This is a genomic window from Clostridium sp., from assembly GCF_047777555.1.
GTDB lineage: Bacteria > Bacillota > Clostridia > Clostridiales > Clostridiaceae > Clostridium_H.
The window spans coordinates 37,807-62,033 of sequence record NZ_JBKEEV010000007.1 but is presented as its reverse complement, the minus strand read 5'-3'; the positions used below and the strand labels follow the sequence as shown (position 1 = coordinate 62,033).

Below are 24,227 nucleotides of genomic sequence, written 5' to 3'. Positions count from 1 at the left end.
TAATCTAACTTGCAAATAGGATTATAATAGAGTTTTGGAGGGTTACAGCATGGGTGAGCGTATTGAAATGCCCAGATATATTAAAATATCAGTAGATGTGGCAGCTAGAATTTATAAAGGAGAACTAGTAGAAGGAGAAAAGCTGAGAGGACGTTCAGTTCTTGCAGGAGAATATAATGTTTCCCCAGAGACTATAAGGAAGTCTATGAAGCTTTTAGAAGATAAGGGAGTTGTGGAAGTAAATAAGGGAAGTGGAATAATAATAAAATCTTCTGAAAAAGCTTATCAGTTTGTTGAAAGTTTCAAAGAAAAAGAAAGCATAGGAATGCTGAAAAGCACAATGAAAAAGCTTCTCGAAGATAGAAAAAGGATAGAAAAACAGATACAGGATGTAAATGAAAAAATTATAGATTACTCATATAGATTTAGAAATACAGATTTTGTGGAACCTATAGAAATTGAAATCCCTGAGGAATCTCATATAATAGGAAAGACTATAGGAGAGAGTGAATTCTGGCACAATACAGGAGGAACTATAGTTGGAGTAAAGAGAGAAGATAAGATATTAGTGTCTCCAGGTCCATATTTAGAATTTAAAAGAGGCGATAAAATTTTAGTTGTAGGAGACGATAATTTATCTCACAGGATAAAAAAATATTTGGAAAATGAAAATATGAAATAGTTTATGATAAAAAAGTGGTGATTACATAATTGTAATAAACCACTTTTTATTTATTTTAGTTACTGGATATACATTACACAAAAATTTGACAAGTAACAACTTTAATGATAGTATAAAATTGTTGTATTCATACAACTTAATAAAATTACAAAGTTGTTTGTTTATATAATGGAAATAAGCCTAGTTATTTTAATGATAAAGGAGGGTAAGTATGGCACAAATAGAAATAAAAAATTTATATAAAGTGTTTGGAAGAAACCCTAAGAAGATTATTCCGCTTTTGCAAAAAGGAATGAGTAAAGAAGAAATTCATAAGAAGACAGGACATTCTGTTGGAGTTAATAATGCAAGTTTTAAAGTAGGTGATGGAGAATTTTTTGTAGTAATGGGTCTATCGGGCAGTGGTAAATCCACTCTTATAAGATGTTTAAATCGTCTTATAGATGCTACAAGTGGTGAGATTTTGATAGATGGAGAAGATATTTTAAAAGTAAACGATGAGAGATTAAGAGAAATTAGAAGAAAAAAGATAGCTATGGTGTTCCAGAATTTTGCGCTTCTTCCTCATAGAAATATTATAAGCAATGTTGAATATGGTTTAGAGTTGCAAGGAATAGATGCTAATATTAGAAGGGAAAAAGCTGAAAAGGCTTTAGAATTGGTTGGCTTAAAGGGTTATGAACAAAGTATGCCAGACCAATTAAGTGGAGGAATGAAACAGAGAGTTGGTATTGCTAGAGCACTAGCTACGGACCCAGAAATATTGCTTATGGATGAAGCTTTTAGTGCATTAGATCCGTTAATACGTAAGGAAATGCAGGAAGAAATGCTTCAACTGCAATCTAAAATGCATAAAACAATTATATTTATAACCCATGACTTGGATGAGGCGTTAAGATTAGGAGATAGAATAGCCATAATGAAAGATGGTGTAATAGAGCAAATCGGTACGTCAGAGGATATACTGACACATCCAGCTAGTGATTATGTAAAGAAATTTGTTGAAGATGTAGATAGGACAAAGGTTATTACTGCCTCAACTATTATGGAGAAATCTAAAGCTATTAATCTTGTAAAGGACGGACCTAAAGTAGCTGTTAGAATTATGAAAGATGAGGGAATAGCAAGTATATATGTTACAGATAAGGAAAGAAAGCTAAAAGGAATAATAAACATAGAAGATGCTATAGAACTTTCAAAACAAGGAATTTCAAGTGTAGATAAAGCATTGATAAATGACTTCCCTACAACTTTACCAGATGTACCTATTGCGGAGTTATTATCAGTGGCTGCAAACACAAGATATCCAATTGCAGTTACAGATGAGGATAATACCTTACTTGGAATTATAAAAAGATCTACTATAATTGCAGGGATAGCTGGAGAGGGGGTATAGAATGATTAAATTTCATATAGGACCATATATTGAAGTTGCTATAGATTGGTTAAAAGATAATTTAGGACCTTTTTTTGATCTAATAAAGCTTATAAATGAAGCACTTATCGGTGGATTAGAAAGCTTCCTTTTATTTATTCCTAGCATATTATTGATACTTATATTTACAGCAACTGCGTGGAAATTATCAGGAAAGAAAGTAGCTATATTTACTTTTTTAGGGCTGCTGTTTATAGATTCTATAGAACTATGGCCTCAGACTATGGGAACACTTTCCCTAATCTCTGTATCAGCACTTATTTCCTTGTTAATAGGTGTGCCTCTTGGAATTTGGGCATCAAGACATAATAAGGTAGATAAAGTTTTAAGGCCTATACTTGATTTTATGCAGACTATGCCAGCTTTTGTATATCTAATACCAGCTGTACTGTTTTTTGGAATGGGAAAAGTTCCAGGAGCTATAGCTACAATAATTTTCTCCATGCCACCTGCAGTAAGGCTTACTAACTTAGGAATTAGGCAAGTACCTGAAGATGTAATAGAAGCTTCAAAGTCATTCGGTTCAACAAAAAACCAAATGCTGTTTAAGGTGCAGTTACCTATTGCGTTGCCAACCATATTAGCGGGAATAAATCAGACAATTATGCTATCCCTTTCTATGGTTGTTATTTCAGCTATGATAGGAGCAGGTGGTCTTGGAAGAGAAGTACTGTCAGGTATTCAACAAATGGAAGTAGGAGTAGGGTTTGAAAGTGGACTTGCTGTTGTAATTTTAGCAATGATATTAGATAGAATAACTCAATCATTGGGGAAAAATAAAAGCAAGGAGGATATGTAATGAATAAGAAATTAAAAAAAATTGTTTCTTTAGCCTTTGCAGGAATGTTAGCAGTAGGTGTTTTAGCAGGATGTGGTAGCGCTAAAACTACAGGAAGTGGAAATACAAGTAATTCAACACAGGAAAAGTCAAATAAAAAAGTTAATATAGGGTATGTTAATTGGGCAGAAGGAATTGCAATGACTAACTTAGCTAAAGTAGTCTTAGAAGAAAAAATGGGTTATGAAGTGGATATGAAACAAGGAGAGGCAGGAATGGTGTTTACTTCCCTTGCTGGAGGAGACATGGATGTATTTATGGATGGATGGCTTCCTGTTACTCATAAGGATTATATGGAAAAATATAAGGAAGATTTAGAAGACCTAGGATATAACTATGAGAATGCTAGAATAGGTTTAGTAGTTCCAGCTTACATGAATATAAAAAGTATAGAAGAATTAAATGGAATTAAGGATGACCTAGAAGGAAAGATAATAGGAATAGATCCAGGTGCTGGAATAATGAAATCTACAAAAAGTGTAATAGAAGAGTATGGACTAGATTTAGAGCTGCTTGAAGGTAGTGAAGCTACAATGTTAGCTATGCTAAAAAAGGCCATAGATGATAAAAAGCCTATAGTTATAACAGGATGGAGCCCTCACTGGAAGTTCTCTCGCTGGGACTTAAAGTTTTTAGATGATCCAAAGGGAACTTATGGGAAAGCAGAAAACCTTCATACTATAGCAAGGAAAGGTTTTTCACAAGATATGCCTGAGGTTGCTGAATTTTTGAAAAACTTTAAAATGAATGATGATCAATTAGGAAGTCTTATGGCAGATATACAAGATAGTGATAAAGATCCATCAGAAGTAGCAAAAGAATGGATGCATAAAAATGAAGAATTAGTAAATAGTTGGATTCCTAAGAAAAACTAAGAAATATAAGACAAGATGGTTATGCTTTTTTATGAAGTATAGCCATCTTTTTATAAGCAAAAGGCAAGTTTTATTACATATATTTGAAAAGGTTACTTTGACAGGAAGCAACTCTAATTATATAATAAAGTTGTACCTAATATACAATTTTATATTAGATATAAGTTGTTTGTAAAAAATGAAAGAAACGCAGCGGCATATAATCATATTTTATGGACAAGAAGCCGTAAAAGGAGGGGATTGTTATGATAGAACTAAGGAAAGTGAAAAAGGCATTTAAAAATGTTGAAATCTTAAAGGAAATTGACCTAACCATAAATAAAGGTGAATTGGTTGTGCTTATAGGTCCTAGTGGGTGTGGTAAGACAACAACTTTAAAAATGCTAAACAAGCTTATAAAACCTACGTCAGGACAAATCCTCATAAATGGAGAAGATATAAGCAAAAAGGATACTATTGAGTTGAGAAGAAATATAGGATATGTAATTCAACAGACAGGATTATTTCCTCACATGACTGTAGGAGATAATATAGGACTAGTACCTTACTTGAAGGGATGGTCAGATGAGGATATACGAAAGAGAATAGAGGAATTGCTTCAAATGGTTGGTATGGATCCAGAAAATATATTGATAGATACCCAAGGGAATTAAGTGGAGGGCAGCAGCAGAGGATAGGTGTTGCCAGAGCCTTTGCTACGGATCCGGATATAATACTAATGGACGAACCTTTCTCAGCTCTTGATCCCATAACTAGAAATCAACTTCAAGATGAACTTTTCAGTCTTCAAGAAAAGCTTAAAAAGACCATAGTCTTTGTTACCCACGATATGGATGAAGCCTTAAAATTAGGAGATAGAATATGCATAATGAAGGATGGAATGGTACTTCAATACGATACTCCAGAAAATATACTTAGAAATCCTGCAAATGAGTTTGTTGAAGATTTTGTAGGTAGAAATAGAATATGGAGTCAGCCAGAATTTATAAAGGCTAAAGATATAGTAATAAAAAATCCTGTAAAAGCAGTAGGAAGCAGAACCCTTCTTCAAGCAACGGAGATAATGAATGAAAGAAATGTAGATAGTATTTTGGTAATAGATGAAAATAGTAAGTTAGAGGGGATTGTTACTTTAAAAGATATAAGAAAACATAGAGAAGGCAGCAGAAATGCAAGTCTCAGAGATATTATTGAGGAGGAAATAATATCAGTCAATAAAGATGATTCTATAATAGATGTATTGAAGGTAATGAAGGAAAAAAAGATAGGCTATATACCTGTAGTAGATGACGATAAAAAATTGAATGGACTTATTACTAGGAGCAGCTTAATTAGTGTATTAAGCGGACAATTCTTAGATGATGAGGAGGTAGGTGCATAGTGAGAGAATTTTTAACATACCTTATAGACAGAAAAGATCAAATTATTCAACTACTGTTACAGCATATAGGACTTACTATTGCTGCTGTTATCGCAGCTATACTGATAGGAGTTCCATTAGGAATATTGATTACACGAAAGAAAAGGTTAGCTGGTCCCATAATTGGGTTAGCTAATGTAGTTCAAGCCGTACCTAGTATTGCATTACTTGGATTTTTAATTCCAGTACTTGGTATAGGAAGTGCTCCAGCCATAGTTATGGTGTTTTTATATTCATTACTTCCTATAGTTAAAAATACGTATACTGGACTTAAAAACATAAATCCAGATATGCTTGAAGCTGCAGATGGTATAGGGCTTACAGGAAGACAAAAACTTAAAATGGTACAGATTCCATTAGCACTTCCTGTTATAATGGCAGGTATCAGAATTGCAGCTGTTACAGCCGTGGGACTCATGACTATTGCTGCTTTTATAGGAGCAGGTGGCCTTGGATACATGGTGTTTACAGGAGTTCAAAGAGTAGATAATTACATGATTTTATCAGGAGCTGTGCCAGCTTGTATACTAGCTCTTTTAATGGATTTTATAGTGGGTAAGATAGAAAATTCTGTAGTTCCAGAAGGAATAAAGTTAAATAAAGAAGGTAAAGAGAAAAAAATAAAAAGAAGAAGTAGAAGTAGAAAAAGAGATAAGCAAACTAGGACAATAGTTATTACGGCATCACTTCTAGTTATTATTATAGCTATAGGAGGTATAAGCTACAAAGCATATAGTGGAGGTAAGGAATTTGTAGTAGGCTCTAAAAATTATACAGAACAACTTATATTAGGAAACATGTTTGCAACTTTAGTAGAAAAAAATACAGACTTAAATGTAAAGAGAACTGGATTAAATCTGGGAGGATCTAGTGTAACCTTTGAGGCTATAAAGGCTGGAGACATAGATATGTATATTGAATATGTAGGCACTGGACTTATAAACATTATGAATCATGAAAGTATAAATGATCCGCAGGAGGCCTACAAAGTAGTAAAAGAGCATTTCGATAAAGAATATGGGCTTACTTGGTTAGAACCACTAGGCTTTAACAATACCTATGTTCTCGCAGTAAGAGAAGATACGGCAAAAAAATATAATTTAAAAAAGATGTCAGACCTAAAGGGAAAAGAAAAAACTTTGTTTTTGGACCTACTATGGAGTTTACAGATAGAGAAGATGGATATATAGGAATGCAAAAACTATATGGTACTAAGTTTCATAAGATAAAGCCTGTTGATGGAGGACTTAGGTATACGGCGATAAACAATAAAGAGTCAGATATAACCGATGCATTTTTAACAGATGGTCTTTTAAAGGCGTACAATCTTGTAACGCTAGAGGATGATAAACATCTGTTTCCACCATACCATGCAGCACCTATAATTAGAAAAGATACCCTTCAAAAGTATCCAGAATTAAAGGAATTTTAAACAAGTTAGCAGGACAAATAGATGAGGTAGCTATGAGAGAGCTTAATTATAAAGTAGATAAACTAGGGGAAGATCCAAGAACTGTAGCTGATGAGTTTTTAAAAGAAAAGGGACTTATTTAGTAAGAAAACCCCTGAGGAAATTTTCCTCAGGGGTTTTATAATTATCAGCAGAACCAATCAAAGAATGATCCGCATTTATTATAAGGTTGACAACAAGAATTCATAGGATAGCATTGGCAGCAGCACTCTTCGTGTTTATGGTGTTTGCAGTGTTTATGATGTTTATGATGACAATCATCACAACAATCACACGGATTAAAGCAGCGGGGAGTACATCCACATCCACTACATCCACCATATCCGCCGTAACCATGACCACATCCGCCGCGGCCAAGTCCGCCTAGGAACAATAGTGGAAACAAAAATGAACCTAGCATATTATAGTCACCTCCATTGAGTGTAAAACTCTTTCATTATTTTCATATGAGTGACGACTATCACTAAATCATAGATTTAAGATATATTGTTAGGATTGTGTAGCTTGTCTAAAAGTTTTGAAGGTATTGTGGACCTAATATAATATATTATATGGGATCAAAAAGTGTTAATATTTTTATTATAAAGTATTGACATAAAATTTGAGAGTGGTATAATTCTACACAATAATTAAACTACAAATCTTCTATTTGGAGGAAAAGTAATGAAAAGACTTATTAGCAGAGGAATAGCAAGACAATATAGCTTTTACTTTAGAAACTGGGGTTATTTTTTTAACGCTGGTTATTTGTCTTGTAAAAAATTTAAAATTCCCATTCTAATGAGTTAATCTATAAATAAAAAGACACTTTGAATAGTTCAAGATTAGTAGTGTATCAATGTAGATATATAAGAGACTCATTAATGAGTCTCTTTTTTTATAAAAATTTATAGGGGGGTTATTTTATGATTATTGTAATGAAACACAACGCAACAAGAGAAAGTATTGAAAGAATTAAACAGGACATAATTGAAAAAGGAATTGAAGTCCATGAGGTAGAAGGTGAGAAATACTGTATACTTGGATTGGTTGGAGATACAACCATAATCGATCCAAAACAAGTAGAAGCATATGAAGAAGTTGAAAAAATAGTTCATGTGCAGGAGCCATATAAAAAAGCAAATAGGCTTTTCCATCCTGAAGATTCAATAATACCTGTAGGCAGTGAGCTTATTGGGGGCAATAAGCTAGCCGTAATGGCAGGACCTTGTTCAGTAGAAAGTGAAGAACAGATAGTGGAGCTTGCAAAACAAGTAAAAAAATCAGGGGCTAACTTTTTAAGAGGTGGAGCTTTTAAGCCAAGGACTTCTCCATACAGCTTCCAAGGGATGGGGCTAGAAGGACTGGAGCTTTTAAAAATAGCAAAAAAAGAAACAGGATTGCCTATAGTTACAGAGATAATGTCACCTAAGATGATAGATAAATTCGTAGAAGATGTAGATGTAATTCAGGTAGGGGCAAGAAACATGCAAAATTTTGACCTCTTAAAAGAATTGGGAAAAACAAGGAAACCAATACTTTTAAAAAGAGGATTGGCTGCAACTATAGAAGAGTTTTTAATGTCAGCAGAATATATAATGTCAGAGGGAAATGAGAATGTAATTTTATGTGAAAGAGGAATAAGAACTTATGAAAATTACACTAGAAATACATTGGATTTAAGTGCAGTACCAGTAATAAAAAGACATAGTCACTTACCTATAATCGTAGACCCAAGCCATGCAGGAGGAATTTGGTGGCTTGTAGAACCACTAGCTAAGGCTGCTGTAGCAGCAGGGGCAGACGGCCTTATGATAGAGGTTCATAATAATCCAGCTAAGGCAAAAAGTGATGGTTCTCAATCACTTAAACCTGAAAAATTTGAAGACCTTATGAAAACATTAGCTGTGATAGCAAAGGCGGTTGGAAAAGAAATCTAAGAATGCTGTATGGGGGTAACTATGATGGGGCTAGATTTAAATATAACTATTGTAGGATTAGGGCTTATAGGGGGCTCATATGCTTTGGCTTTGAGAGAGTTAAATCCTAAAAGGCTTTATGCTGTTGACATAGATGAAGAAGCTATAAAACTTGGGGAGAAAAGAGGAATCATTGATAAGGGTTTTCTAGGTCCTGAGATTCCTCTAAAAGAATCAGATTTAGTAATAATATGTATATATCCTAAAAGTATAAAAAAGTTTATCAAAGATAACATAGATAATTTTAAAAGTGGTGCGGTAATAACAGATGTTGTAGGAATAAAAAAGGAATTTGCTAAAGATATAAATTCTATTTTAAGAGAAGATATTGATTTTATCTTTGGGCACCCTATGGCTGGAAGAGAGTTTACTGGATTAAGGTATGCTTCTAAGGAAATATTCAAAGGAGCAAATTATATAATAACTCCTACTGAAAGAAACAAAGAAAAAAATATAAGGCTTATAGAAAATATAGCAAAAGATATGGGATTTAAACATGTAGAAAAAATAAGTGTGGAAAAGCATGATGAAGTTATAGGCTTTGTAAGCCAACTTCCTCATGTTATAGCAGTATCCTTAGTTAATAGCGATAATCTTGAAATAGATACTGGGAAATTTACTGGAGATAGCTATATGGATCTTACTAGAATAGCTAGAATCAATACAAAATTATGGACTGAACTCTTTATAGGAAATAAGGAAAATTTGATTAATCACATAGAGAAATTTGAAAAAAATATTGCAGATATAAAACATGCTTTGATAAATGAGGATACTGAAGCTTTAGGTAATATATTAAATAGAGCTAGTAAAAAGAGAGAGGAGATGTCCTAGTTGAGGCTGCTTCAAGTAAAACTTAGTGATAAGAGCTACCCCTTATATATAAAAAGAGGAATCTTAAAGGTGATAGGGGAAGAAATAAATAAGATATACAGTGGTAAGAAGGTAGTTATAGTAACGGATGAGAATGTAGATAAGTTTTATGGAAATGTGGTAAAGTCCAGCCTAGAGAATGCTGGGTTTAAAACCTTTAAGATTGTAGTGAAATCTGGAGAAAAGAGTAAGTCTATAGAGGAGCTTATAAATTTATATGATGAACTTTTAGATACAGGAATTACAAGGGGTGAACTTATAGTTGCCCTTGGAGGAGGCGTTATAGGAGATTTAACAGGCTTTGCAGCATCTACTCTTTTTAGAGGAGTCCCATATGTACAAATACCGACTTCTCTTTTAGCTCAGATAGACAGCAGCATAGGTGGGAAGGTTGCTGTAGACTTACCGAGGGGAAAGAACTTAGTAGGCAGTTTTTATCATCCAGAAGCGGTATTTATAGATCCAAATGTACTAAGTACTTTAGATAAGAGATTTTTTAGCGATGGTATGGGAGAGGTAATAAAATATGGCTGTATAAGGGATAAGGATTTATTTTATAAGCTCATGAAATATGATGAAAAAAGCCTTTTAGATAATATGGAGGATATAATTTACACTTGCTGTTCTATAAAGAAAGAAATAGTGGAGAAGGATGAAAAGGACACTGGAGAAAGAATGATTTTAAATTTCGGACACACTATAGGGCATGCTATTGAAAAATATTATAATTTTGAGAAGTATACTCATGGGGAAGCTGTGGCTTTAGGAATGTATATGATAACTAAGAAGAGCGAAGAGATGAAGATAACTAAAGAAGGAACAGCTTCTCTAATAGCTGAAACTTTAAGTAAGTATAATCTTCAAAATGAGATTAATTTAGAAGATAAGGAAAGTATATTAAATGCAATATCCCTAGATAAGAAAAACAAGGGAGAATTTATAAATATAATTCTTTTAAAAGATATTGGAGAAGCTTTTATTCACAAAATAAGAAGAGAAGAAATAGCTAATTTCCTTTAAAGATGAGAGGAGATGATATATTGGAGAACATAAGAATTATGCCAAGCTCCTTAAAAGGAGAGATAAATATTCCTCCATCTAAAAGCTTAGCACATAGGGCTGTTATATGTGCTGGACTTTCAGAAGGGGTAAGTAACATAAGTAATATTATATATTCACAGGATATTAAGGCTACTATAGAAGGCATGAAGAGCCTTGGGGTAGAAATTGAAAATTATAGCGATAATTTAAGCATAAGAGGTAGGTCATATCCTATACTCATAAAAGATACTATAGATTGTATAGAATCAGGTTCAACTTTAAGGTTTTTGATTCCATAGCATTGCTTACCGGAGAAGAAATAACCTTTCAAGGAAGAGGAAAATTAGTATCAAGACCTCTCAATGTGTATTATGACATATTTGAAAAGCAGGGAATAAAATATGAAACCAATAAAGGTGAGCTTCCTTTAAAAGTAAAAGGTAAATTAAAGTCAGGGGACTTTTTTGTTAAGGGAAATATAAGTTCTCAGTTTATAACTGGTCTTATGTTTACACTTCCACTTTTAGAGGGAGATTCTAAAATTATAATGACTACAGAACTAGAATCAAAAGGTTATGTAGATTTAACCATAGATTGCTTGAAGAAGTTTGGAATAGAAATAGAAAATAATGACTATAAAGAGTTTCATATTAAAGGAAATCAAAAGTACAAAGCTATGGATTATAGAGTTGAAGGAGATTTTTCTCAAGCAGCCTTTTGGATAGTTGCAGGTATTTTAGGAAAAGAAATAAGATGCAAAGATTTGAATGTAAATTCACTTCAAGGAGATAAGGTAATACTGGACATAGCAAAGGAAATGGGAGGGAAAATAGAGGTAAGAGATGACTCTATAGATGTAAAACAATCAACTACTAAAGGAATCACCATAGATGCTTCTGAATGTCCAGACCTTGTACCTATTTTATCTGTTCTTGGGGCAGTAAGCGAAGGAACTACAAAGATAATAAATGCTGAAAGGGTAAGAATTAAGGAATGTGATAGATTAAAGGCTATGGCAACAGAACTTAATAAAATAGGGGCTGAAGTAGAAGAACTTAAAGATGGACTTATAATAAAAGGAAAGAAAGTTTTAAAGGGTGGAGTTGTAGATAGCTGGAATGATCATAGAATAGCTATGGCTATGGCTGTTGCATCCATAAAATGTGAAAAAGAGCTCATAATAACAAACAGCAGGGCTGTTAACAAATCTTATCCACATTTTTGGGAAGATTTTAAAAAGCTAGGGGGTGCAGTATATGAGTGGAGTATGGGGAAATAAAATAAAATACTCTATTTTTGGAGAATCTCATGGGAATTCCATAGGAATAATTATAGATGGCTTACCATCAGGAATAGAACTTGATATAGAAGAAATAAATAGAGAAATGAGAAGACGTGCTCCAGGAAAGAATAAGTTTTCTACAGCACGAAATGAAAAAGATGAATTCCAAATACAGAGCGGATATTTTAATAATAGGACTACAGGTACTCCTCTTTGCATTACTATAAAAAACAGTGATCAACACTCAAAGGATTATGAAAAAACAAAGAGCCTTTTAAGACCGAGTCATGCTGACTATACTGGATTTATAAAGTATGAAGGTTTTAATGATTATAGAGGAGGAGGCCATTTTTCTGGAAGACTTACAGCTCCTATTGTATTTGCTGGAGCTGTGGCAAAACAGATTTTAAAGAAACAAGGAATAATAATCGGAAGCCACATAAAAAGTATAGGCACTGTTGAAGATAATTACTTTGATAGTGTGAATATAAAAAAAGAGTTGTTAGAGGAATTATCTAAAAAAGAGTTTCCTACAATAGATGAAGAAAAGGCTTTAAAAATGAAGGAAGAGATATTAAAGTGCAAAGAAGAATTAGATTCTATAGGTGGAATTGTGGAGTGTGCAATTTTAAATCTACCTGCAGGAATAGGTTCACCATTTTTTAACTCTGTAGAAAGCATTTTAAGCAGTCTTATGTTTTCTATTCCAGCAGTAAAGGGAGTAGAATTTGGTGCAGGCTTTAATATATCTAGAATGAAGGGTTCACAAGCTAATGATGAATTTTTTATTGAGAATGATAACATAAAAACCTACACAAATAACAATGGAGGAATATTGGGGGGAATAACAAACGGAATGCCCCTAATATTCAGAGTTGCATTTAAACCCACAGCGTCTATTGCAAAAGAGCAGAGAACAGTTGACATTGTAACTAGAGAAAATACTATGATAAGAATTGAAGGAAGACATGACCCATGCATTGTTCAAAGGGCAGTGCCAGTGGTTGAGGCAGCAGCGGCTATGGGAATATTAGAACTAATAAGTTAGATAAGGTTTAAAAGAAAGCTGATTACTAAAAAAATGGGGAGGCATTAAGTAGTTGGACACTTTAGAAATTTTGAGAAATCAAATAGATGATATAGATAAGCAACTTACAGAGCTATTTGAAAAGAGGATGGAGACTGTATTAAAAGTAGCTCAGTATAAGAAGGAAAATAATATACCTATACTAAATAAAAGTCGTGAAGAAGAGGTTATTGAGAAAAACATAAAGTATTTAAAGAACAAAGGCTTTAAGAAAGAAGAAGCAGAATTTTTAAAGAGTGTTATGGCTATTAGCAAGAAGGCTCAGGCAAGGAAAATTTTCGAGTATAACATGGATGAAGGAGAAAATAGTAGAAATGATTTAGAGTATATGGTAAGCTATGAAGCAGCCTGCACACCTAAAAAGGAAAATATAAAAGTTGGATTTCAAGGGGTTAAAGGTTCTTTTAGTGAAGAAGCCTTGTTAGAGTATTTTGGCGAGAATGTAGATTCACATAATGTAGCAGAGTTTGAGGATGTATTTAAGGCTCTAAGAAATAATGAAATAGATTATGGAATACTTCCTATAGAAAATTCATCTACAGGAGGCATAATAGAAGTATATGATCTTCTAAGAAAATACGGATTTTTCATAGTAGGAGAGAGAACTATAAAGGTAACTCATAATTTGTTAGGCGTAAAAGGAGCGAAAATAGAAGATATAAAAGAGGTGTATTCTCACTCTCAAGCTCTTCAACAAAGCAGTGAGTTTTTAAAATATTATCCGGAATGGAAATGTATTCCTTATAGAAATACAGCAGCAAGTGCTGAGTTTGTAAAAAATGAAAATAGGAAAGAAAAGGCGGCCATAGCCAGCACAAAAGCTGGGGAAATATATGGGTTAGATGTAATAAAACATGACATAAATTATAATAAAAATAATTATACTAGATTTATAGTTATAGGTAAAAATTTGGAATTAGAAAAAGATTATAATAAAATAAGCATTATATTAACTTTACCACATAAGCCTGGTTCTCTTTACAATATATTGAGTATTTTTGCAGAGTACAATTTAAGTTTGTTAAAGATAGAATCAAGACCAATCATAGGCAAGCCCTTTGAATACTTCTTTTATATTGATTTTGAAGGAAACTTGCATGGTAAAGCTGTGAAGGAAGCCATAGCAGATATAAAAAACAACAGCTATGACTTTCAAGCTTTTGGGAAATTATAAAGGGCACAATTTTAATCTTAATGCCTAGAAAATCCTATAAAGTATTTAGGATTAAATAGTGAGGAAAGGAGGAGTTAATATTTTGAAAAACCTATATGGATTATTAGGAGAGAGTCTGCCGCACAGCTTTTCTCCACAAATACATTCTTTAATATTCAAAGAGTTAGGCATAGATGGATACTATCATTTATTTGAAGTAAATAAGGAAGATCTTCAAAATGCAATCTTAGGATTTAAGGCTCTTAAGGTAAGGGGAGTAAATGTAACCATTCCATATAAGATTGATGTAATAAAATATTTAGATGATGTATCTAAAGAAGCAAAAGATATAGGAGCTGTTAACACTATTTGCTTTAAAGAGGGAAAAGCTGTTGGATATAATACAGATTACTATGGCTTTGGAATGATGCTAAACAAATTTAATGTGGATATTAAAGGAAGAGAAGCGGTTATTTTAGGTACTGGAGGAGCATCTAGAGCAGTACTTCAATACTTGTTAGATAATGATGCTGGAGAAATTACCTTTGTAAGCAGAAGTGTAGAAGAGGGAAAAAGAAAATTTAATGGATTTGAGGTAATAAATTATACGCAGCTTAAAGAAAAAAGTAATAAAGATATAGTAATTAACTGTACTCCTGTTGGAATGTATCCTAAAGTTGAAGCTTCACCATTAACAAAAGAATTGATTTCAAAGTTTAAAGTAGTTGTAGATGTAATTTATAATCCACAGGAAACACTTTTATTAAAATACGCTAAAGAGTTAGGATTACAGGGAATAAACGGACTTTATATGTTAGTCGGTCAAGCAATAAAGTCAGAAGAGTTGTGGAATAGTGTAAAAATTAATGATGAAACTGTGGATAAAATTTATAGGGAGCTTTTCGATTTGCTATAAAAGGGGAAGAAATTTATGAAATTAAATAAAAATATAGTTCTAATAGGTATGCCTGGCTGTGGGAAAACTACCATAGGGAAAAGGATAGCCCATGAATTAAATATAGAATTTTGTGATGTGGATGAATATATAGTAGAAAGCGAAAAGCATAGTATTTCTGAAATATTTAAAAACGGAGAAGAATACTTTAGAGATATTGAGAGCATGGCAATAGAAAGAATATGCAAAACCTATCCTAAAGTCATAGCAACAGGTGGAGGTGCAGTAAAAAGGTCTGACAACATAAAAGTCTTAAAAGAGAATGGAATCATATTTTTTATAGATAGGCCTATAGAAGATATTGCTCAAGATGTAGACGTAAAAAGCAGACCTCTATTAAAGGATGGCATTGAAAAACTATATCAGCTTTATTATGAAAGATATCCACTTTATAATAAGTATTGTGATTATAAAGTAACTAATGTTGATATTAAAAAAAGTATTAGTAAAATTATTTCTTTAATATAAAAAATTTTGCTTTGCAAAATTTTTAAATGGAGGTATAAACAGTGAAAATATTAATAATAAACGGTCCAAATATAAACATGCTAGGAATAAGAGAAAAGCATATATACGGCACTACTGCTTATGATGATATGTGCAGGTATATAAAAGAAAAAAGTGAGAATTTGGCTGATGTGGAAATAGTTCAAAGCAATATTGAAGGAGAAATAATCAATTATATACAATTAGCCTATGGAAAATATGATGGAATTGTAATAAATCCAGGTGCTTATACACACTATAGTATCGCAATATATGATGCACTAATGGCGGTACAAATTCCTACGGTTGAAGTACATATAAGCAATATTCACAAAAGAGAAGAATTTAGGCATAAGTCTGTTACAGCGGCAGCTTGCATTGGTCAAATAAGTGGTTTTGGAATATATGGATATATTATGGGAATAATGGCATTAATCAATAATAGTGAGAACAGCTAGGTTATTATAAGCTAATAGATTTGAAGTATATAAATTTATAATATATATCTCTAAAGTTAAAAGGCATGCAGGGGGCTGCATGTCTTTTAAACTATGATTGTGGAGTAAAAGTTGCGCAGTCAGTTTCGTGAGTATTAGATGCGTTACGTGGTTGAATTTCTATTTTAGCAGCACTGCAGTAGTCGCCTTGTTCATGATAGTGACAAGTGTTTACAACGCATTTAACACCAGAAATATGGTTGTTAGTTTTTTCTACTCTTCCTTCCATAATTAATCCCTCCTATTTGAAATAATAAATTTTTAAAAAAATATGATTTAAAAATCATGCAAAATATATTGCCTTTAAATCATAAGCTTCCTTAAGTAGTTTAACCTTTTTAAACACATTTATTCGGAAATTAATTCTATGGTATAGGTATATCTTTAGCTGCAGCAGAATTTGCAGAAGCTAAATTGTTAATTGAATTTGTAGATTTTATATTATAATAAAATAGATTATAAATATTTCTAGAAAGTAGGTATTTCATATGGAAAATCGAACAAAAAGATTGCAATATAATGCTCCAGTTACTTTAACATATACCTTTATGTCTTTAGGAGTTTTAATTTTAGGAATGGCTACACATCATATAAGCACTAAGTTTTTATTTTCAAATTATAGAACTTCGTTTCTAGATCCTTTCCAATATATTCGTTTATTTACTCATATTTTAGGACATATTAGCTGGGAACATTTTAGCGGCAATTTTTTGATTATATTGCTTTTAGGACCTATGCTAGAAGAAAAATATGGCTCAAAGAATATGGTGGAGATGATCATGATAACAGCTTTTGTTACAGGGATTTTAAATACTATGCTGTTTGATTCAGCTCTCTTGGGCGCTAGTGGAATTGTATTTATGATGATTTTACTAAGCTCCTTTGCTAATGCTGAAACAGGGAAGATACCTTTAACTCTTGTCATAGTAGTAATAATATTTTTGGGCAAAGAGGTGGTCAGCGGCATATTTATCCAGGACAACATATCTCAAATTACTCACATAATTGGCGGACTTTGCGGAGGAATTTTTGGATATAGAAAAATTCACAGTTGAAATATTTTTAGGAGGATAATAGGATGAGAAAGGCAGTTGAGGAAGATATAAAAGAGATTATGCAAATTATAAAAGAAACTATTGCAGAAATGCGAACCTACAACAATACTCAATGGGACGAAAATTACCCTCAGGAAAAAGACTTTATGAATGACATTCAAAGAGGAGAACTATATGCGGCAGAGAGAGAAGGAAAATTAGCTGGTTTCGTATGTGTTAATAAATAAGATATTTGAAAACAGATACCTATTCAATAAATACAAAAATGAATGGGTTATTGAAAAAATGTGGTTACGACTTAGTTGGAGAAATAAGATTTCCACGAAAGGAAAAGTCATTTTACTGCTATGAAAAGATATTAAATAAAGCTAATGTATTATAATAAACATCATGTATTGTACACATGAATAACTTATTAAGAGAGGATTGACTGATAATGTATACAAATAGAACTAATATAAGTGTTAGATATGTAGAAACAGACCAAATGGGTATTGTTCACCATTCAAACTACTATGCTTGGTTTGAAGTTGGAAGAACAGAATTTATAAAGGACTCTGGAATGACTTATACAGAAATAGAAAAGGAAAAAATAATGTTTCCTGTAGTAGAAAGCGGCTGCAAATACATAGAAGGTGCAAAATACGAAGATGAGCTTATAATTGAAACCTTTATAGAAAAGCTAACTCCTGCTAAAGCTATATTTAGCTATAATGTCATAAGAGAAAGAGACAATAAAATTCTAGCTAAAGGAACCACAACTCATGCTTTCGTTGATTCCGAAAACTTTAGAGTTATAAATCTAAAAAAGAAAAGGCCGGAAATATGGGAAAAACTTATAAAACTTTACTCTCCAGAATAAAAAGACACCGTTTAAACATAAGAAATTGTGTAATAAGTGGTGTTTTTTTGGAGATACTACTATCAAAAGAAAAAGTCTAATGCTATAGAATTAGGAGGATATTGTAATGGGATTATTGCGTTGGATAGGTGGAATAGTAGTATTTTTTTGGCTTTTAGGTCTTATCTTCAGAATAGGTGGAAGGCTTATACACTTATTATTAATAGTAGCAGCTGTAGTTTTTATTTTTGATGCTATAACTGGGAGAAGAAAAACCACTAGAAATGGAGAAAGAGATAGAGGTTGACAAAGAAATGTTGCTGATAACATATATATCAGCAGCATTTTTCATCTACTAATATAAGTTTGCTGCTATTGCTAACAAGCTGCAATGAACGTAATAGAACCTGTGGTTTTAAATTGTAATTTTTTACATGAATTGGTTATGTATTTTATTAAAAAGATTATCGGTATTTTCTAAACTCAGCGCTTTAGCGTCTATATTCCCTACACTTTTTCCACTGCCTTTTAGCTTATTTGAGAAGTGAAGCTTTTCTAAATGCAAATCCCATGTGTGATGTTATACATAATAAAATTGCATCGTATTTTTATTATTTTGTGAATATAAAAAATTTCTTTGGGAAAACTAATAGAGAACAAGGAAACAGAATGAATGGGCAAATAGATTTATTGACAATGGAATTTATATATGATACCATTAGTATAATGTACTGAGTAAGCTAAAAATATTGGCCGATTCATTCTATAAAGATGAGAACAATATGAAGTAGTTTGTTCGCTGGTTTCCGCATAAAAGTAGAAATCTGTGTGCATATATTTTAAGATTTTTTAGGAGGAATTTTTTCAATGAAAACAGGAACAGTTAAATGGTTTAACGCAGAAAAAGGATTTGGGTTCATATCTGTAGAAGGAGAAGATGACGTATTCGTTCATTTCTCAGCTATCCAAGGAGACGGATTCAAGACTTTAGAAGAAGGCCAAAAAGTTGAATTCGAAGTAACTGAGGGAGCTAGAGGACCTCAAGCTGCTAACGTAGTTAAACTATAATTAGTATTTAAATAGATTGTTTTAAATACGGTTAATTAAAGTGATATTCTTTTGAATATCACTTTTTTTGTATTCTTATTCCATAAGAAGTGAGGTCGCAGCTAGGAACTATATCTATGATATCAGTTTTGCAGCAATATTCTATATCCTTTTGAAGTCCCAGATTCATAAGTACTTTATAATGCCTTGCTTTACTTAAAAATCCTAGTATATCTGTATTTTGAGTATAAATGTAGTGAGCAGTAGCAGCGATGTCAGATAAATCTACACATGCATTTTTTAAAATACATTCTATTATGTATCCGCTGCATATAAAATCATCCATAGAAAATTCACCGCGGGTTCCAGCATTAACTATAACTAAATCATTATTTAACTCAATAGCCTTTTGAGCCACAGCTTTTGCATTTATAAAAGCGCCTATTAATATATGTTTTGCACCTAAGGTGCCGTGTATTGCTTTTGTACCATTAGTTGTAGTCATTACTAAAGTTCTATTTTTTACAATATCTTCAGTATACTCTAATGGTGAATTAGAGAAATCAAAGCCATCAATTTTTAATGCATTTCTTTCCCCACCTAGAATATATTTCTCTCTGCTATCTTTAACTAAGTTTTTTGCATCCTCCACATCTACTACAGGAATTACTTCATTACATCCATTATTAAGAGCAGTAATTATTACAGATGTAGCTCTAAGTATATCTATAATAACTACTGTTTTATCTTTAATTTTTTCTTTCTTAATATCATTTGCTGAAATAATAATATCAATTTTCATTTTTGTTACCCCACTTTTATAATAGAAATGTTTTTGATAAAACCTTTTTATATATTTATTATACCAATTGTTGGACTAGTATAGTATAAAAGATATGCGAGTAAAAAATTAAAACAGGGAGTTATGCCCTGTTTTAATTTTTTTTATGCAGTTTCTTTTATCTCTTTATTTCCAATTTTATTTTCGTATCTTTTATACAGTATCAATGATACTATTGTAAAGAACAAAGGTCCTACAATCATCCATATTGTAGATGATATATCTCCGTTTTGTGCAGGTTCTATTATTGTAAAGAAATTCGCAAATCCTACAGTAAATGTAACTATAATTGTAGCTGCTAAAGCAGAACCATAGGTTTTAAATATTTCAAAAGGCTTCTTTATTTCTTTCTTCTTTTTGAAAGATGCAAAAGCACCTGATAAGAATAAGTAAGGCAATGTCATAGCTATATTTGTCATTAATACTAGCTTAGTGAAAAATTGAGCGGCACCCTCACCGCCGAAGGATATAAGTAAGATAAATACAACTACTATAATACATTGAATCCACATAGCATTTTTTGGCATTCCATCTTCAATTACTGTCATTTTCTTTTGGCCATAATTCTGATGGAGTTCCTTCAATAAGTTGTTTCCAAAGGAGAGTAAGATAAAGTGAAAAATGCTCCAGCTTAATGCTAGAAACATAGATAATCCAACAAATCTAGCTACCCAAGCACCTAGGCTTAAAGATGCAGCTTCAGTCAATCCAAAGCCTATGACCTAGTTCATAACCTAAGTTTTGCATTACTACATATGCTACATTACCCATGTGAACTCCTTCTGTAGATAATACATTATTCCAATTAGTGAATATTCCTGTTAAGAATATACCTACAGAATAGCCTATAGCGATAATGAATGCAGCAATAGTTAAGCCCTTAGGGAAGGTTACTTCTGGATTTTCTGTTTGGTCTACAAGACCACCAACTGCACTTCGATTCCTCCATAAGAAAATATAGCAAATACCAAGAAGGATAAGACAGAAATAGAAGATTGATAGCTAGGGTTTGGTGATTTTATAAAAGACTGAGCAGATACAATTGGTTGAGCTAAATTTCCACCATTTAATATTAAAACTATTATAGCTCCAATCAACAATACAATATTCAATAATGCAACAGCAGTTCCACCTACAGAGGTTACTTTTGTGATTTTTTCTAGACCTTTAGATGCTGTAAAAGTTACTACTAAAATCCAAATAACTCCAAGTAGTCCTAAAGTTTGAGTTGAATTTAGCCCTAATATAGACCAATTAGCAGTAGTATCTTTTCCAAACAATGCGTTAGATAAAGGGATCCATATAGTAGAGCTTATATTAACCATCCATATTATATAAGACGCATACCACATAAATGTTCCTACAAAGGCATACTTAGGACCTACAGATAGGTTCATCCAAGAGTAAATACCACCTTTTTCTGTTTTAAAGGCTGATCCATACTCTGACATCATAAATGCAAAGGGTATGAAGAAAGTAAATCCCGATAAAATAAACCATGGAATTGCTCCATAACCCATTAAATAAAATGATCTAGGCATATTTGCAAATCCAAATACTGAAGTGAAAATCATTAAAATTAAGGATGTTAAAGTTAGTTTTTTAGTTTGTTTTTCATTAGTATCCATTTTTTCCTCCCATTATATGTAATAAGTTGAACATAATAATCGCTTATAATTCTATATGATTCGACATTTGGGCCATAATTATACAAATATAGAACAAAAGCCTTAGTAATTTTACTACAATTAAAAATATGTTTCAATACCTCAAGATGTAGTATTATGTATAATTTAGTCAAAACAACTCAATTTAAGAATCTTAAATTCCTTTTGTACTGGTTAATTTTAACCATATTTTTTGTGTGGTATAATATATAAATATGGAGACAATATTGGCGTGAGAAAAGATATTTATAAAATAAAATTTATAATAGGAGAATTGGATAATGGGAAGAACAAAAATTAATAAAATAGAAACATTAGCAAATACTAAATTTTTAAGTTTATATGATGCTGAATATATAAATAAAAAGGGTAACGTAAACCATTGGACTATGGCTTCTAGAAAGACTAAAGAGACTTTAGAGGCTCAAATATTTGATAATAAAAAAGAAAAGGCTGATGCAGTAGTGATAGTGGCACTTCATAAAGATTTGAATAAGTTAGTATTATTAAAACAATTTAGAGTGCCTGTTAATGATTATATATATGAACTGCCAGCAGGGCTTATAGATGAAGGCGAAGATGTGCTCGCAGCTGCAGAAAGGGAACTCAAGGAGGAGACAGGATTAAAATTAGCAGCTATTGATAGTACAAAAAAAATAGCACCTATATATGCATCTGGAGGAATGACAGATGAGTCTATGGCTTTAGTGTATTGCTTATGCGAAGGAGAAGTATCTGGTGAATATTTAGAAGAAGATGAGGAAATAGAAGTTATGCTTGTGTCACAAGAAGAGGCCAAAGGTATGTTAGAAAAAGGGCTTAAATTTGATGCAAAGGCTTACCTTACACTGCAGAACTTCATACAAATAGGGAAAGATATAGTTAACGTAAACTTATACTTGAAATAGAAATATAATAAAAGGCTGTTATATCCTAGGGAAAGGGATACAACAGCTTTTTATTGATAATTAATCTGCAATAAATATTATAGCAAGAGCTGTTTAAAAAACCTTTTGAGATTTAGCAAAAAAGGAAATTATATTAATTGAGATGGGGAAGGAATTAATATAATTTCCTTTTTAATTTTTGCTGTTCCTAAAGAGCTTGTTTTAAATTATAAATAGCAAATATGAACTCAATAATTCCATTATGTAAAGTGTATTAAAACATTCTAATAAGTTTCTTTAAAGATTATAATAACTTTATTCATATTTTATCAATTTATTTTTACTAAGCATACAATATTAATGAAACAATCGTATAGGGGAGAAGAATGTGACTGCTTTTATTCTTTATGGTATTGCTTTGGTACTGCTTTTTATTTCATATATAGAGGACAGGAATAAAACTAAAGAAGCTTTAAGAAAGGCATGGAGGTCTTTTGAAGGAATAATGCCTCAGTTTTTATGTATAATTCTTGTAGTTGGATTGATTTTAGCTGCTGTTGATCCAGAGTTAATATCTAAAATAATAGGAAAAGAATCTGGAATATTTGGAGTGGCAATTTCAGCTGTAATAGGAGGCATAACTCTAATGCCTACCTTTGTAGCTTTTTCCACAGCAGATATGCTTCTTAAAAATGGGGCAGGATATGCTCAAGTTGGAGCTCTTGTATCTGCTTTAACTTTAGTTGGTTTAGTAACTTTTCCATTAGAAGCTCAATATATAGGGAAGAAGGCTGCATTTTATAGAAATTTTGTAGCATTCTTATTTTCATTTGTAGTAGCTTTTGTCTTTGGAAAGGTGGCTGGAATGTTATGATTAAAAAGATAATAAGGAGATACAGATTTTTTATAATTTTTTTCATTATAGTGGTTATTACTACGGCTATAGATAAGGAAATAGGCTTAAAGACTTTTAAAACAGCAGGTTCTAGCTTTGTGCAAATGGCATCTGTAGTTCCTCCAATTATGGTTTTATTGGGTCTTATGGATGTATGGATTCCAAGGGAGTCTATGATGAAATATATGGGGGATGAATCTGGACTTTTAGGAATAAGTCTTGCTGTACTCATTGGCTCTATAGCGGCAGGACCTATGTATGCTGCTTTTCCTTTTATACCAGTGCTTCTAAGGAAGGGCGTAAAATTCAGCAACATAATAATATTTATGAATGCCTGGTGTGTAACAAAGATAACTACATTAATGTTTGAAATTTCGGCTTTAGGATATGAGTTTACATTAGTAAGATTTCTTGTAGATCTTCCAGGAATAATAATTATGGGGTTCTTGGTTCAATGGCTTATGCCAAAGAATGAGCTTGAAGAGTTGTATTTGAAATCTGAGGAAATGAAGTGAAAATCAGCTTATATCTAAAATATGAACCTATTACTCCTTCATCTTATCAAATATCAGTGGAATCCTTTGACCTGCCTAGAACTATTGTTAAGGATGGTAGAATTATTTTCAAGGAGCTTGAACAAATTAATAAGGATGATAATTGGGCTATTTCTTAAACTGATTTGTAGATATTAGTGAGCCATTTACAATAAGTTCTAGCTTTTTTTTCCTACTTAATTGCTTTATAGCATATTCCCGCCTTTGAGCAGAGATTTTATCTTCAAACTCTTCAAAATACACAAGTTTAACAGGAAGTCTAGCCCTTGTGTATTTTGCACCTTTTCCTTTAGAGTGGGTTTCTATTCTTTTATTAAGATTGTTAGTCCAGCCTGTATATAAGGTTTTATCAGAACATTCAAGTATGTATACATAACACATAATCTA

General features: G+C 32.2%; 27 protein-coding genes and 4 pseudogenes. 25 read left to right on the top strand and 6 right to left on the bottom strand.

What is annotated here, in order from left to right:
- The first annotated feature begins 49 nt into the window (after positions 1–49).
- The 6 genes and pseudogenes from ACFWTK_RS11095 (at position 50) to ACFWTK_RS11070 (ending at position 6,804) form a co-directional block, all read left to right on the top strand.
- Complete coding sequence (locus tag ACFWTK_RS11095; RefSeq protein ID WP_061857696.1) at positions 50–682, top strand: TrkA C-terminal domain-containing protein; 633 nt, start codon at positions 50–52, stop codon at positions 680–682.
- Positions 683–893: 211 nt separating this feature from the next.
- Positions 894–2,078, top strand: coding sequence for a quaternary amine ABC transporter ATP-binding protein (locus ACFWTK_RS11090; RefSeq protein WP_106024342.1), 1,185 nt, complete (start codon positions 894–896; stop codon positions 2,076–2,078).
- A 1-nt stretch (position 2,079) separates the two neighbouring features.
- Positions 2,080–2,916, top strand: coding sequence for an ABC transporter permease (locus ACFWTK_RS11085; protein ID WP_415876070.1), 837 nt, complete (start codon positions 2,080–2,082; stop codon positions 2,914–2,916).
- Positions 2,916–3,830: a glycine betaine ABC transporter substrate-binding protein gene (locus tag ACFWTK_RS11080; RefSeq protein WP_061857693.1), complete on the top strand. Its 915-nt coding sequence runs from the start codon at positions 2,916–2,918 to the stop codon at positions 3,828–3,830. The genes ACFWTK_RS11085 and ACFWTK_RS11080 overlap by 1 nt, the downstream gene beginning before the upstream one ends.
- Before the next feature lie 245 nt (positions 3,831–4,075).
- Positions 4,076–5,211, top strand: a pseudogene (locus ACFWTK_RS11075) (ABC transporter ATP-binding protein).
- Positions 5,211–6,804: pseudogene (locus ACFWTK_RS11070) on the top strand (ABC transporter permease/substrate-binding protein). Before ACFWTK_RS11075 ends, ACFWTK_RS11070 begins: the two co-directional pseudogenes overlap by 1 nt.
- 44 nt (positions 6,805–6,848) lie before the next feature.
- Here ACFWTK_RS11070 and ACFWTK_RS11065 read toward each other — a convergent pair.
- On the bottom strand, positions 6,849–7,121 hold the full coding sequence (locus ACFWTK_RS11065) for a hypothetical protein (RefSeq protein WP_415876069.1): 273 nt from the start codon (positions 7,119–7,121) through the stop codon (positions 6,849–6,851).
- 263 nt (positions 7,122–7,384) lie between these two features.
- Here ACFWTK_RS11065 and ACFWTK_RS11060 point away from each other — a divergent pair, with 263 nt between their 5' ends.
- The 10 genes and pseudogenes from ACFWTK_RS11060 (at position 7,385) to aroQ (ending at position 16,014) form a co-directional block, all read left to right on the top strand.
- On the top strand, positions 7,385–7,510 hold the full coding sequence (locus tag ACFWTK_RS11060; RefSeq protein WP_415876068.1) for a hypothetical protein: 126 nt from the start codon (positions 7,385–7,387) through the stop codon (positions 7,508–7,510).
- A 116-nt stretch (positions 7,511–7,626) separates the two neighbouring features.
- Positions 7,627–8,640: a 3-deoxy-7-phosphoheptulonate synthase gene (gene aroF, locus ACFWTK_RS11055; protein WP_415876067.1), complete on the top strand. Its 1,014-nt coding sequence runs from the start codon at positions 7,627–7,629 to the stop codon at positions 8,638–8,640.
- 21 nt (positions 8,641–8,661) lie between these two features.
- Positions 8,662–9,513, top strand: coding sequence for a prephenate dehydrogenase (locus ACFWTK_RS11050; protein ID WP_415876066.1), 852 nt, complete (start codon positions 8,662–8,664; stop codon positions 9,511–9,513).
- Positions 9,514–10,572, top strand: a complete 1,059-nt coding sequence (gene aroB / locus ACFWTK_RS11045) for a 3-dehydroquinate synthase (protein ID WP_415876065.1) — start codon at positions 9,514–9,516, stop codon at positions 10,570–10,572.
- 20 nt (positions 10,573–10,592) lie between these two features.
- A pseudogene (aroA, locus tag ACFWTK_RS11040) lies at positions 10,593–11,872 on the top strand (3-phosphoshikimate 1-carboxyvinyltransferase).
- Positions 11,850–12,923 (top strand): chorismate synthase, encoded by a 1,074-nt coding sequence (aroC, locus tag ACFWTK_RS11035; RefSeq protein ID WP_415876064.1) that lies wholly within the window; start codon positions 11,850–11,852, stop codon positions 12,921–12,923. The pseudogene aroA and the gene aroC overlap by 23 nt, the downstream one beginning before the upstream one ends.
- A gap of 52 nt (positions 12,924–12,975) precedes the next feature.
- Complete coding sequence (gene pheA, locus ACFWTK_RS11030) at positions 12,976–14,136, top strand: prephenate dehydratase (RefSeq protein ID WP_415876063.1); 1,161 nt, start codon at positions 12,976–12,978, stop codon at positions 14,134–14,136.
- 82 nt (positions 14,137–14,218) lie between these two features.
- Positions 14,219–15,031, top strand: coding sequence for a shikimate dehydrogenase (gene aroE / locus ACFWTK_RS11025; protein ID WP_415876062.1), 813 nt, complete (start codon positions 14,219–14,221; stop codon positions 15,029–15,031).
- Positions 15,032–15,046: 15 nt separating this feature from the next.
- Positions 15,047–15,538 (top strand): shikimate kinase, encoded by a 492-nt coding sequence (locus ACFWTK_RS11020; RefSeq protein WP_061857683.1) that lies wholly within the window; start codon positions 15,047–15,049, stop codon positions 15,536–15,538.
- A 41-nt stretch (positions 15,539–15,579) separates the two neighbouring features.
- Positions 15,580–16,014, top strand: a complete 435-nt coding sequence (aroQ, locus tag ACFWTK_RS11015) for a type II 3-dehydroquinate dehydratase (RefSeq protein ID WP_415876061.1) — start codon at positions 15,580–15,582, stop codon at positions 16,012–16,014.
- Between the two features lie 91 nt (positions 16,015–16,105).
- On the opposite strand, the gene ACFWTK_RS11010 is transcribed toward aroQ, so the two are convergent.
- Positions 16,106–16,282 carry a DUF1540 domain-containing protein gene (locus tag ACFWTK_RS11010; protein WP_415876060.1) on the bottom strand — a complete coding sequence of 59 codons (177 nt, stop codon included), beginning with the start codon at positions 16,280–16,282 and terminating at the stop codon, positions 16,106–16,108.
- Between the two features lie 136 nt (positions 16,283–16,418).
- The gene (locus ACFWTK_RS11005) at positions 16,419–16,541 is read right to left on the bottom strand and encodes a hypothetical protein (RefSeq protein ID WP_415876059.1); all 123 of its coding nucleotides are present in this window, start codon (positions 16,539–16,541) and stop codon (positions 16,419–16,421) included.
- Between ACFWTK_RS11005 and ACFWTK_RS11000 the strand changes: the two genes are divergently transcribed.
- The 5 genes from ACFWTK_RS11000 (at position 16,542) to ACFWTK_RS10980 (ending at position 19,017) form a co-directional block, all read left to right on the top strand.
- Positions 16,542–17,108 (top strand): rhomboid family intramembrane serine protease, encoded by a 567-nt coding sequence (locus tag ACFWTK_RS11000; RefSeq protein WP_415876058.1) that lies wholly within the window; start codon positions 16,542–16,544, stop codon positions 17,106–17,108.
- A gap of 23 nt (positions 17,109–17,131) precedes the next feature.
- Positions 17,132–17,335, top strand: coding sequence for a hypothetical protein (locus ACFWTK_RS10995; protein ID WP_415876057.1), 204 nt, complete (start codon positions 17,132–17,134; stop codon positions 17,333–17,335).
- A 209-nt stretch (positions 17,336–17,544) separates the two neighbouring features.
- Positions 17,545–17,970, top strand: coding sequence for an acyl-CoA thioesterase (locus ACFWTK_RS10990; protein WP_415876056.1), 426 nt, complete (start codon positions 17,545–17,547; stop codon positions 17,968–17,970).
- Positions 17,971–18,076: 106 nt separating this feature from the next.
- Positions 18,077–18,256 carry a lmo0937 family membrane protein gene (locus ACFWTK_RS10985; protein ID WP_415876055.1) on the top strand — a complete coding sequence of 60 codons (180 nt, stop codon included), beginning with the start codon at positions 18,077–18,079 and terminating at the stop codon, positions 18,254–18,256.
- A gap of 560 nt (positions 18,257–18,816) precedes the next feature.
- On the top strand, positions 18,817–19,017 hold the full coding sequence (locus ACFWTK_RS10980) for a cold-shock protein (RefSeq protein WP_415876054.1): 201 nt from the start codon (positions 18,817–18,819) through the stop codon (positions 19,015–19,017).
- 58 nt (positions 19,018–19,075) lie between these two features.
- On the opposite strand, the gene ACFWTK_RS10975 is transcribed toward ACFWTK_RS10980, so the two are convergent.
- Positions 19,076–19,798 (bottom strand): 2-phosphosulfolactate phosphatase family protein, encoded by a 723-nt coding sequence (locus tag ACFWTK_RS10975; protein ID WP_415876053.1) that lies wholly within the window; start codon positions 19,796–19,798, stop codon positions 19,076–19,078.
- A 143-nt stretch (positions 19,799–19,941) separates the two neighbouring features.
- Positions 19,942–21,465, bottom strand: a pseudogene (yjeM, locus tag ACFWTK_RS10970) (glutamate/gamma-aminobutyrate family transporter YjeM).
- A gap of 320 nt (positions 21,466–21,785) precedes the next feature.
- Between yjeM and ACFWTK_RS10965 the strand changes: the two are divergent.
- From ACFWTK_RS10965 to ACFWTK_RS10950, 4 genes are all read left to right on the top strand, one after another.
- Complete coding sequence (locus ACFWTK_RS10965; RefSeq protein ID WP_415876052.1) at positions 21,786–22,412, top strand: NUDIX hydrolase; 627 nt, start codon at positions 21,786–21,788, stop codon at positions 22,410–22,412.
- A gap of 367 nt (positions 22,413–22,779) precedes the next feature.
- A complete protein-coding gene (locus ACFWTK_RS10960; RefSeq protein WP_415876051.1) occupies positions 22,780–23,265 on the top strand; it encodes a permease in 486 nt (161 codons plus the stop codon).
- The gene (locus ACFWTK_RS10955; protein ID WP_415876050.1) at positions 23,262–23,801 is read left to right on the top strand and encodes a permease; all 540 of its coding nucleotides are present in this window, start codon (positions 23,262–23,264) and stop codon (positions 23,799–23,801) included. The genes ACFWTK_RS10960 and ACFWTK_RS10955 overlap by 4 nt, the downstream gene beginning before the upstream one ends.
- On the top strand, positions 23,798–23,959 hold the full coding sequence (locus ACFWTK_RS10950) for a YetF domain-containing protein (protein WP_415876049.1): 162 nt from the start codon (positions 23,798–23,800) through the stop codon (positions 23,957–23,959). The genes ACFWTK_RS10955 and ACFWTK_RS10950 overlap by 4 nt, the downstream gene beginning before the upstream one ends.
- Here ACFWTK_RS10950 and ACFWTK_RS10945 read toward each other — a convergent pair.
- Positions 23,949–24,221 carry a GIY-YIG nuclease family protein gene (locus tag ACFWTK_RS10945; protein ID WP_415876048.1) on the bottom strand — a complete coding sequence of 91 codons (273 nt, stop codon included), beginning with the start codon at positions 24,219–24,221 and terminating at the stop codon, positions 23,949–23,951. The genes ACFWTK_RS10950 and ACFWTK_RS10945 overlap by 11 nt on opposite strands.
- Between the last annotated feature and the right edge of the window lie 6 nt (positions 24,222–24,227).

Excerpts from the sequence above, each read along its gene's own strand:
- ACFWTK_RS11095 (WP_061857696.1), top strand. The coding sequence starts at position 50 with ATGGGTGAGCGTATTGAAATGCCCAGATATATTAAAATATCAGTAGAT.
- ACFWTK_RS11090 (WP_106024342.1), top strand. The coding sequence starts at position 894 with ATGGCACAAATAGAAATAAAAAATTTATATAAAGTGTTTGGAAGAAAC.
- ACFWTK_RS11085 (WP_415876070.1), top strand. The coding sequence starts at position 2,080 with ATGATTAAATTTCATATAGGACCATATATTGAAGTTGCTATAGATTGG.
- ACFWTK_RS11080 (WP_061857693.1), top strand. The coding sequence starts at position 2,916 with ATGAATAAGAAATTAAAAAAAATTGTTTCTTTAGCCTTTGCAGGAATG.
- ACFWTK_RS11065 (WP_415876069.1), bottom strand. The coding sequence starts at position 7,121 with ATGCTAGGTTCATTTTTGTTTCCACTATTGTTCCTAGGCGGACTTGGC.
- ACFWTK_RS11060 (WP_415876068.1), top strand. The coding sequence starts at position 7,385 with ATGAAAAGACTTATTAGCAGAGGAATAGCAAGACAATATAGCTTTTAC.
- aroF (WP_415876067.1), top strand. The coding sequence starts at position 7,627 with ATGATTATTGTAATGAAACACAACGCAACAAGAGAAAGTATTGAAAGA.
- ACFWTK_RS11050 (WP_415876066.1), top strand. The coding sequence starts at position 8,662 with ATGATGGGGCTAGATTTAAATATAACTATTGTAGGATTAGGGCTTATA.
- aroC (WP_415876064.1), top strand. The coding sequence starts at position 11,850 with ATGAGTGGAGTATGGGGAAATAAAATAAAATACTCTATTTTTGGAGAA.
- ACFWTK_RS11020 (WP_061857683.1), top strand. The coding sequence starts at position 15,047 with ATGAAATTAAATAAAAATATAGTTCTAATAGGTATGCCTGGCTGTGGG.
- ACFWTK_RS11010 (WP_415876060.1), bottom strand. The coding sequence starts at position 16,282 with ATGGAAGGAAGAGTAGAAAAAACTAACAACCATATTTCTGGTGTTAAA.
- ACFWTK_RS11005 (WP_415876059.1), bottom strand. The coding sequence starts at position 16,541 with ATGAAATACCTACTTTCTAGAAATATTTATAATCTATTTTATTATAAT.
- ACFWTK_RS11000 (WP_415876058.1), top strand. The coding sequence starts at position 16,542 with ATGGAAAATCGAACAAAAAGATTGCAATATAATGCTCCAGTTACTTTA.
- ACFWTK_RS10995 (WP_415876057.1), top strand. The coding sequence starts at position 17,132 with ATGAGAAAGGCAGTTGAGGAAGATATAAAAGAGATTATGCAAATTATA.
- ACFWTK_RS10990 (WP_415876056.1), top strand. The coding sequence starts at position 17,545 with ATGTATACAAATAGAACTAATATAAGTGTTAGATATGTAGAAACAGAC.
- ACFWTK_RS10985 (WP_415876055.1), top strand. The coding sequence starts at position 18,077 with ATGGGATTATTGCGTTGGATAGGTGGAATAGTAGTATTTTTTTGGCTT.
- ACFWTK_RS10980 (WP_415876054.1), top strand. The coding sequence starts at position 18,817 with ATGAAAACAGGAACAGTTAAATGGTTTAACGCAGAAAAAGGATTTGGG.
- ACFWTK_RS10975 (WP_415876053.1), bottom strand. The coding sequence starts at position 19,798 with ATGAAAATTGATATTATTATTTCAGCAAATGATATTAAGAAAGAAAAA.
- ACFWTK_RS10965 (WP_415876052.1), top strand. The coding sequence starts at position 21,786 with ATGGGAAGAACAAAAATTAATAAAATAGAAACATTAGCAAATACTAAA.
- ACFWTK_RS10955 (WP_415876050.1), top strand. The coding sequence starts at position 23,262 with ATGATTAAAAAGATAATAAGGAGATACAGATTTTTTATAATTTTTTTC.
- ACFWTK_RS10945 (WP_415876048.1), bottom strand. The coding sequence starts at position 24,221 with ATGTGTTATGTATACATACTTGAATGTTCTGATAAAACCTTATATACA.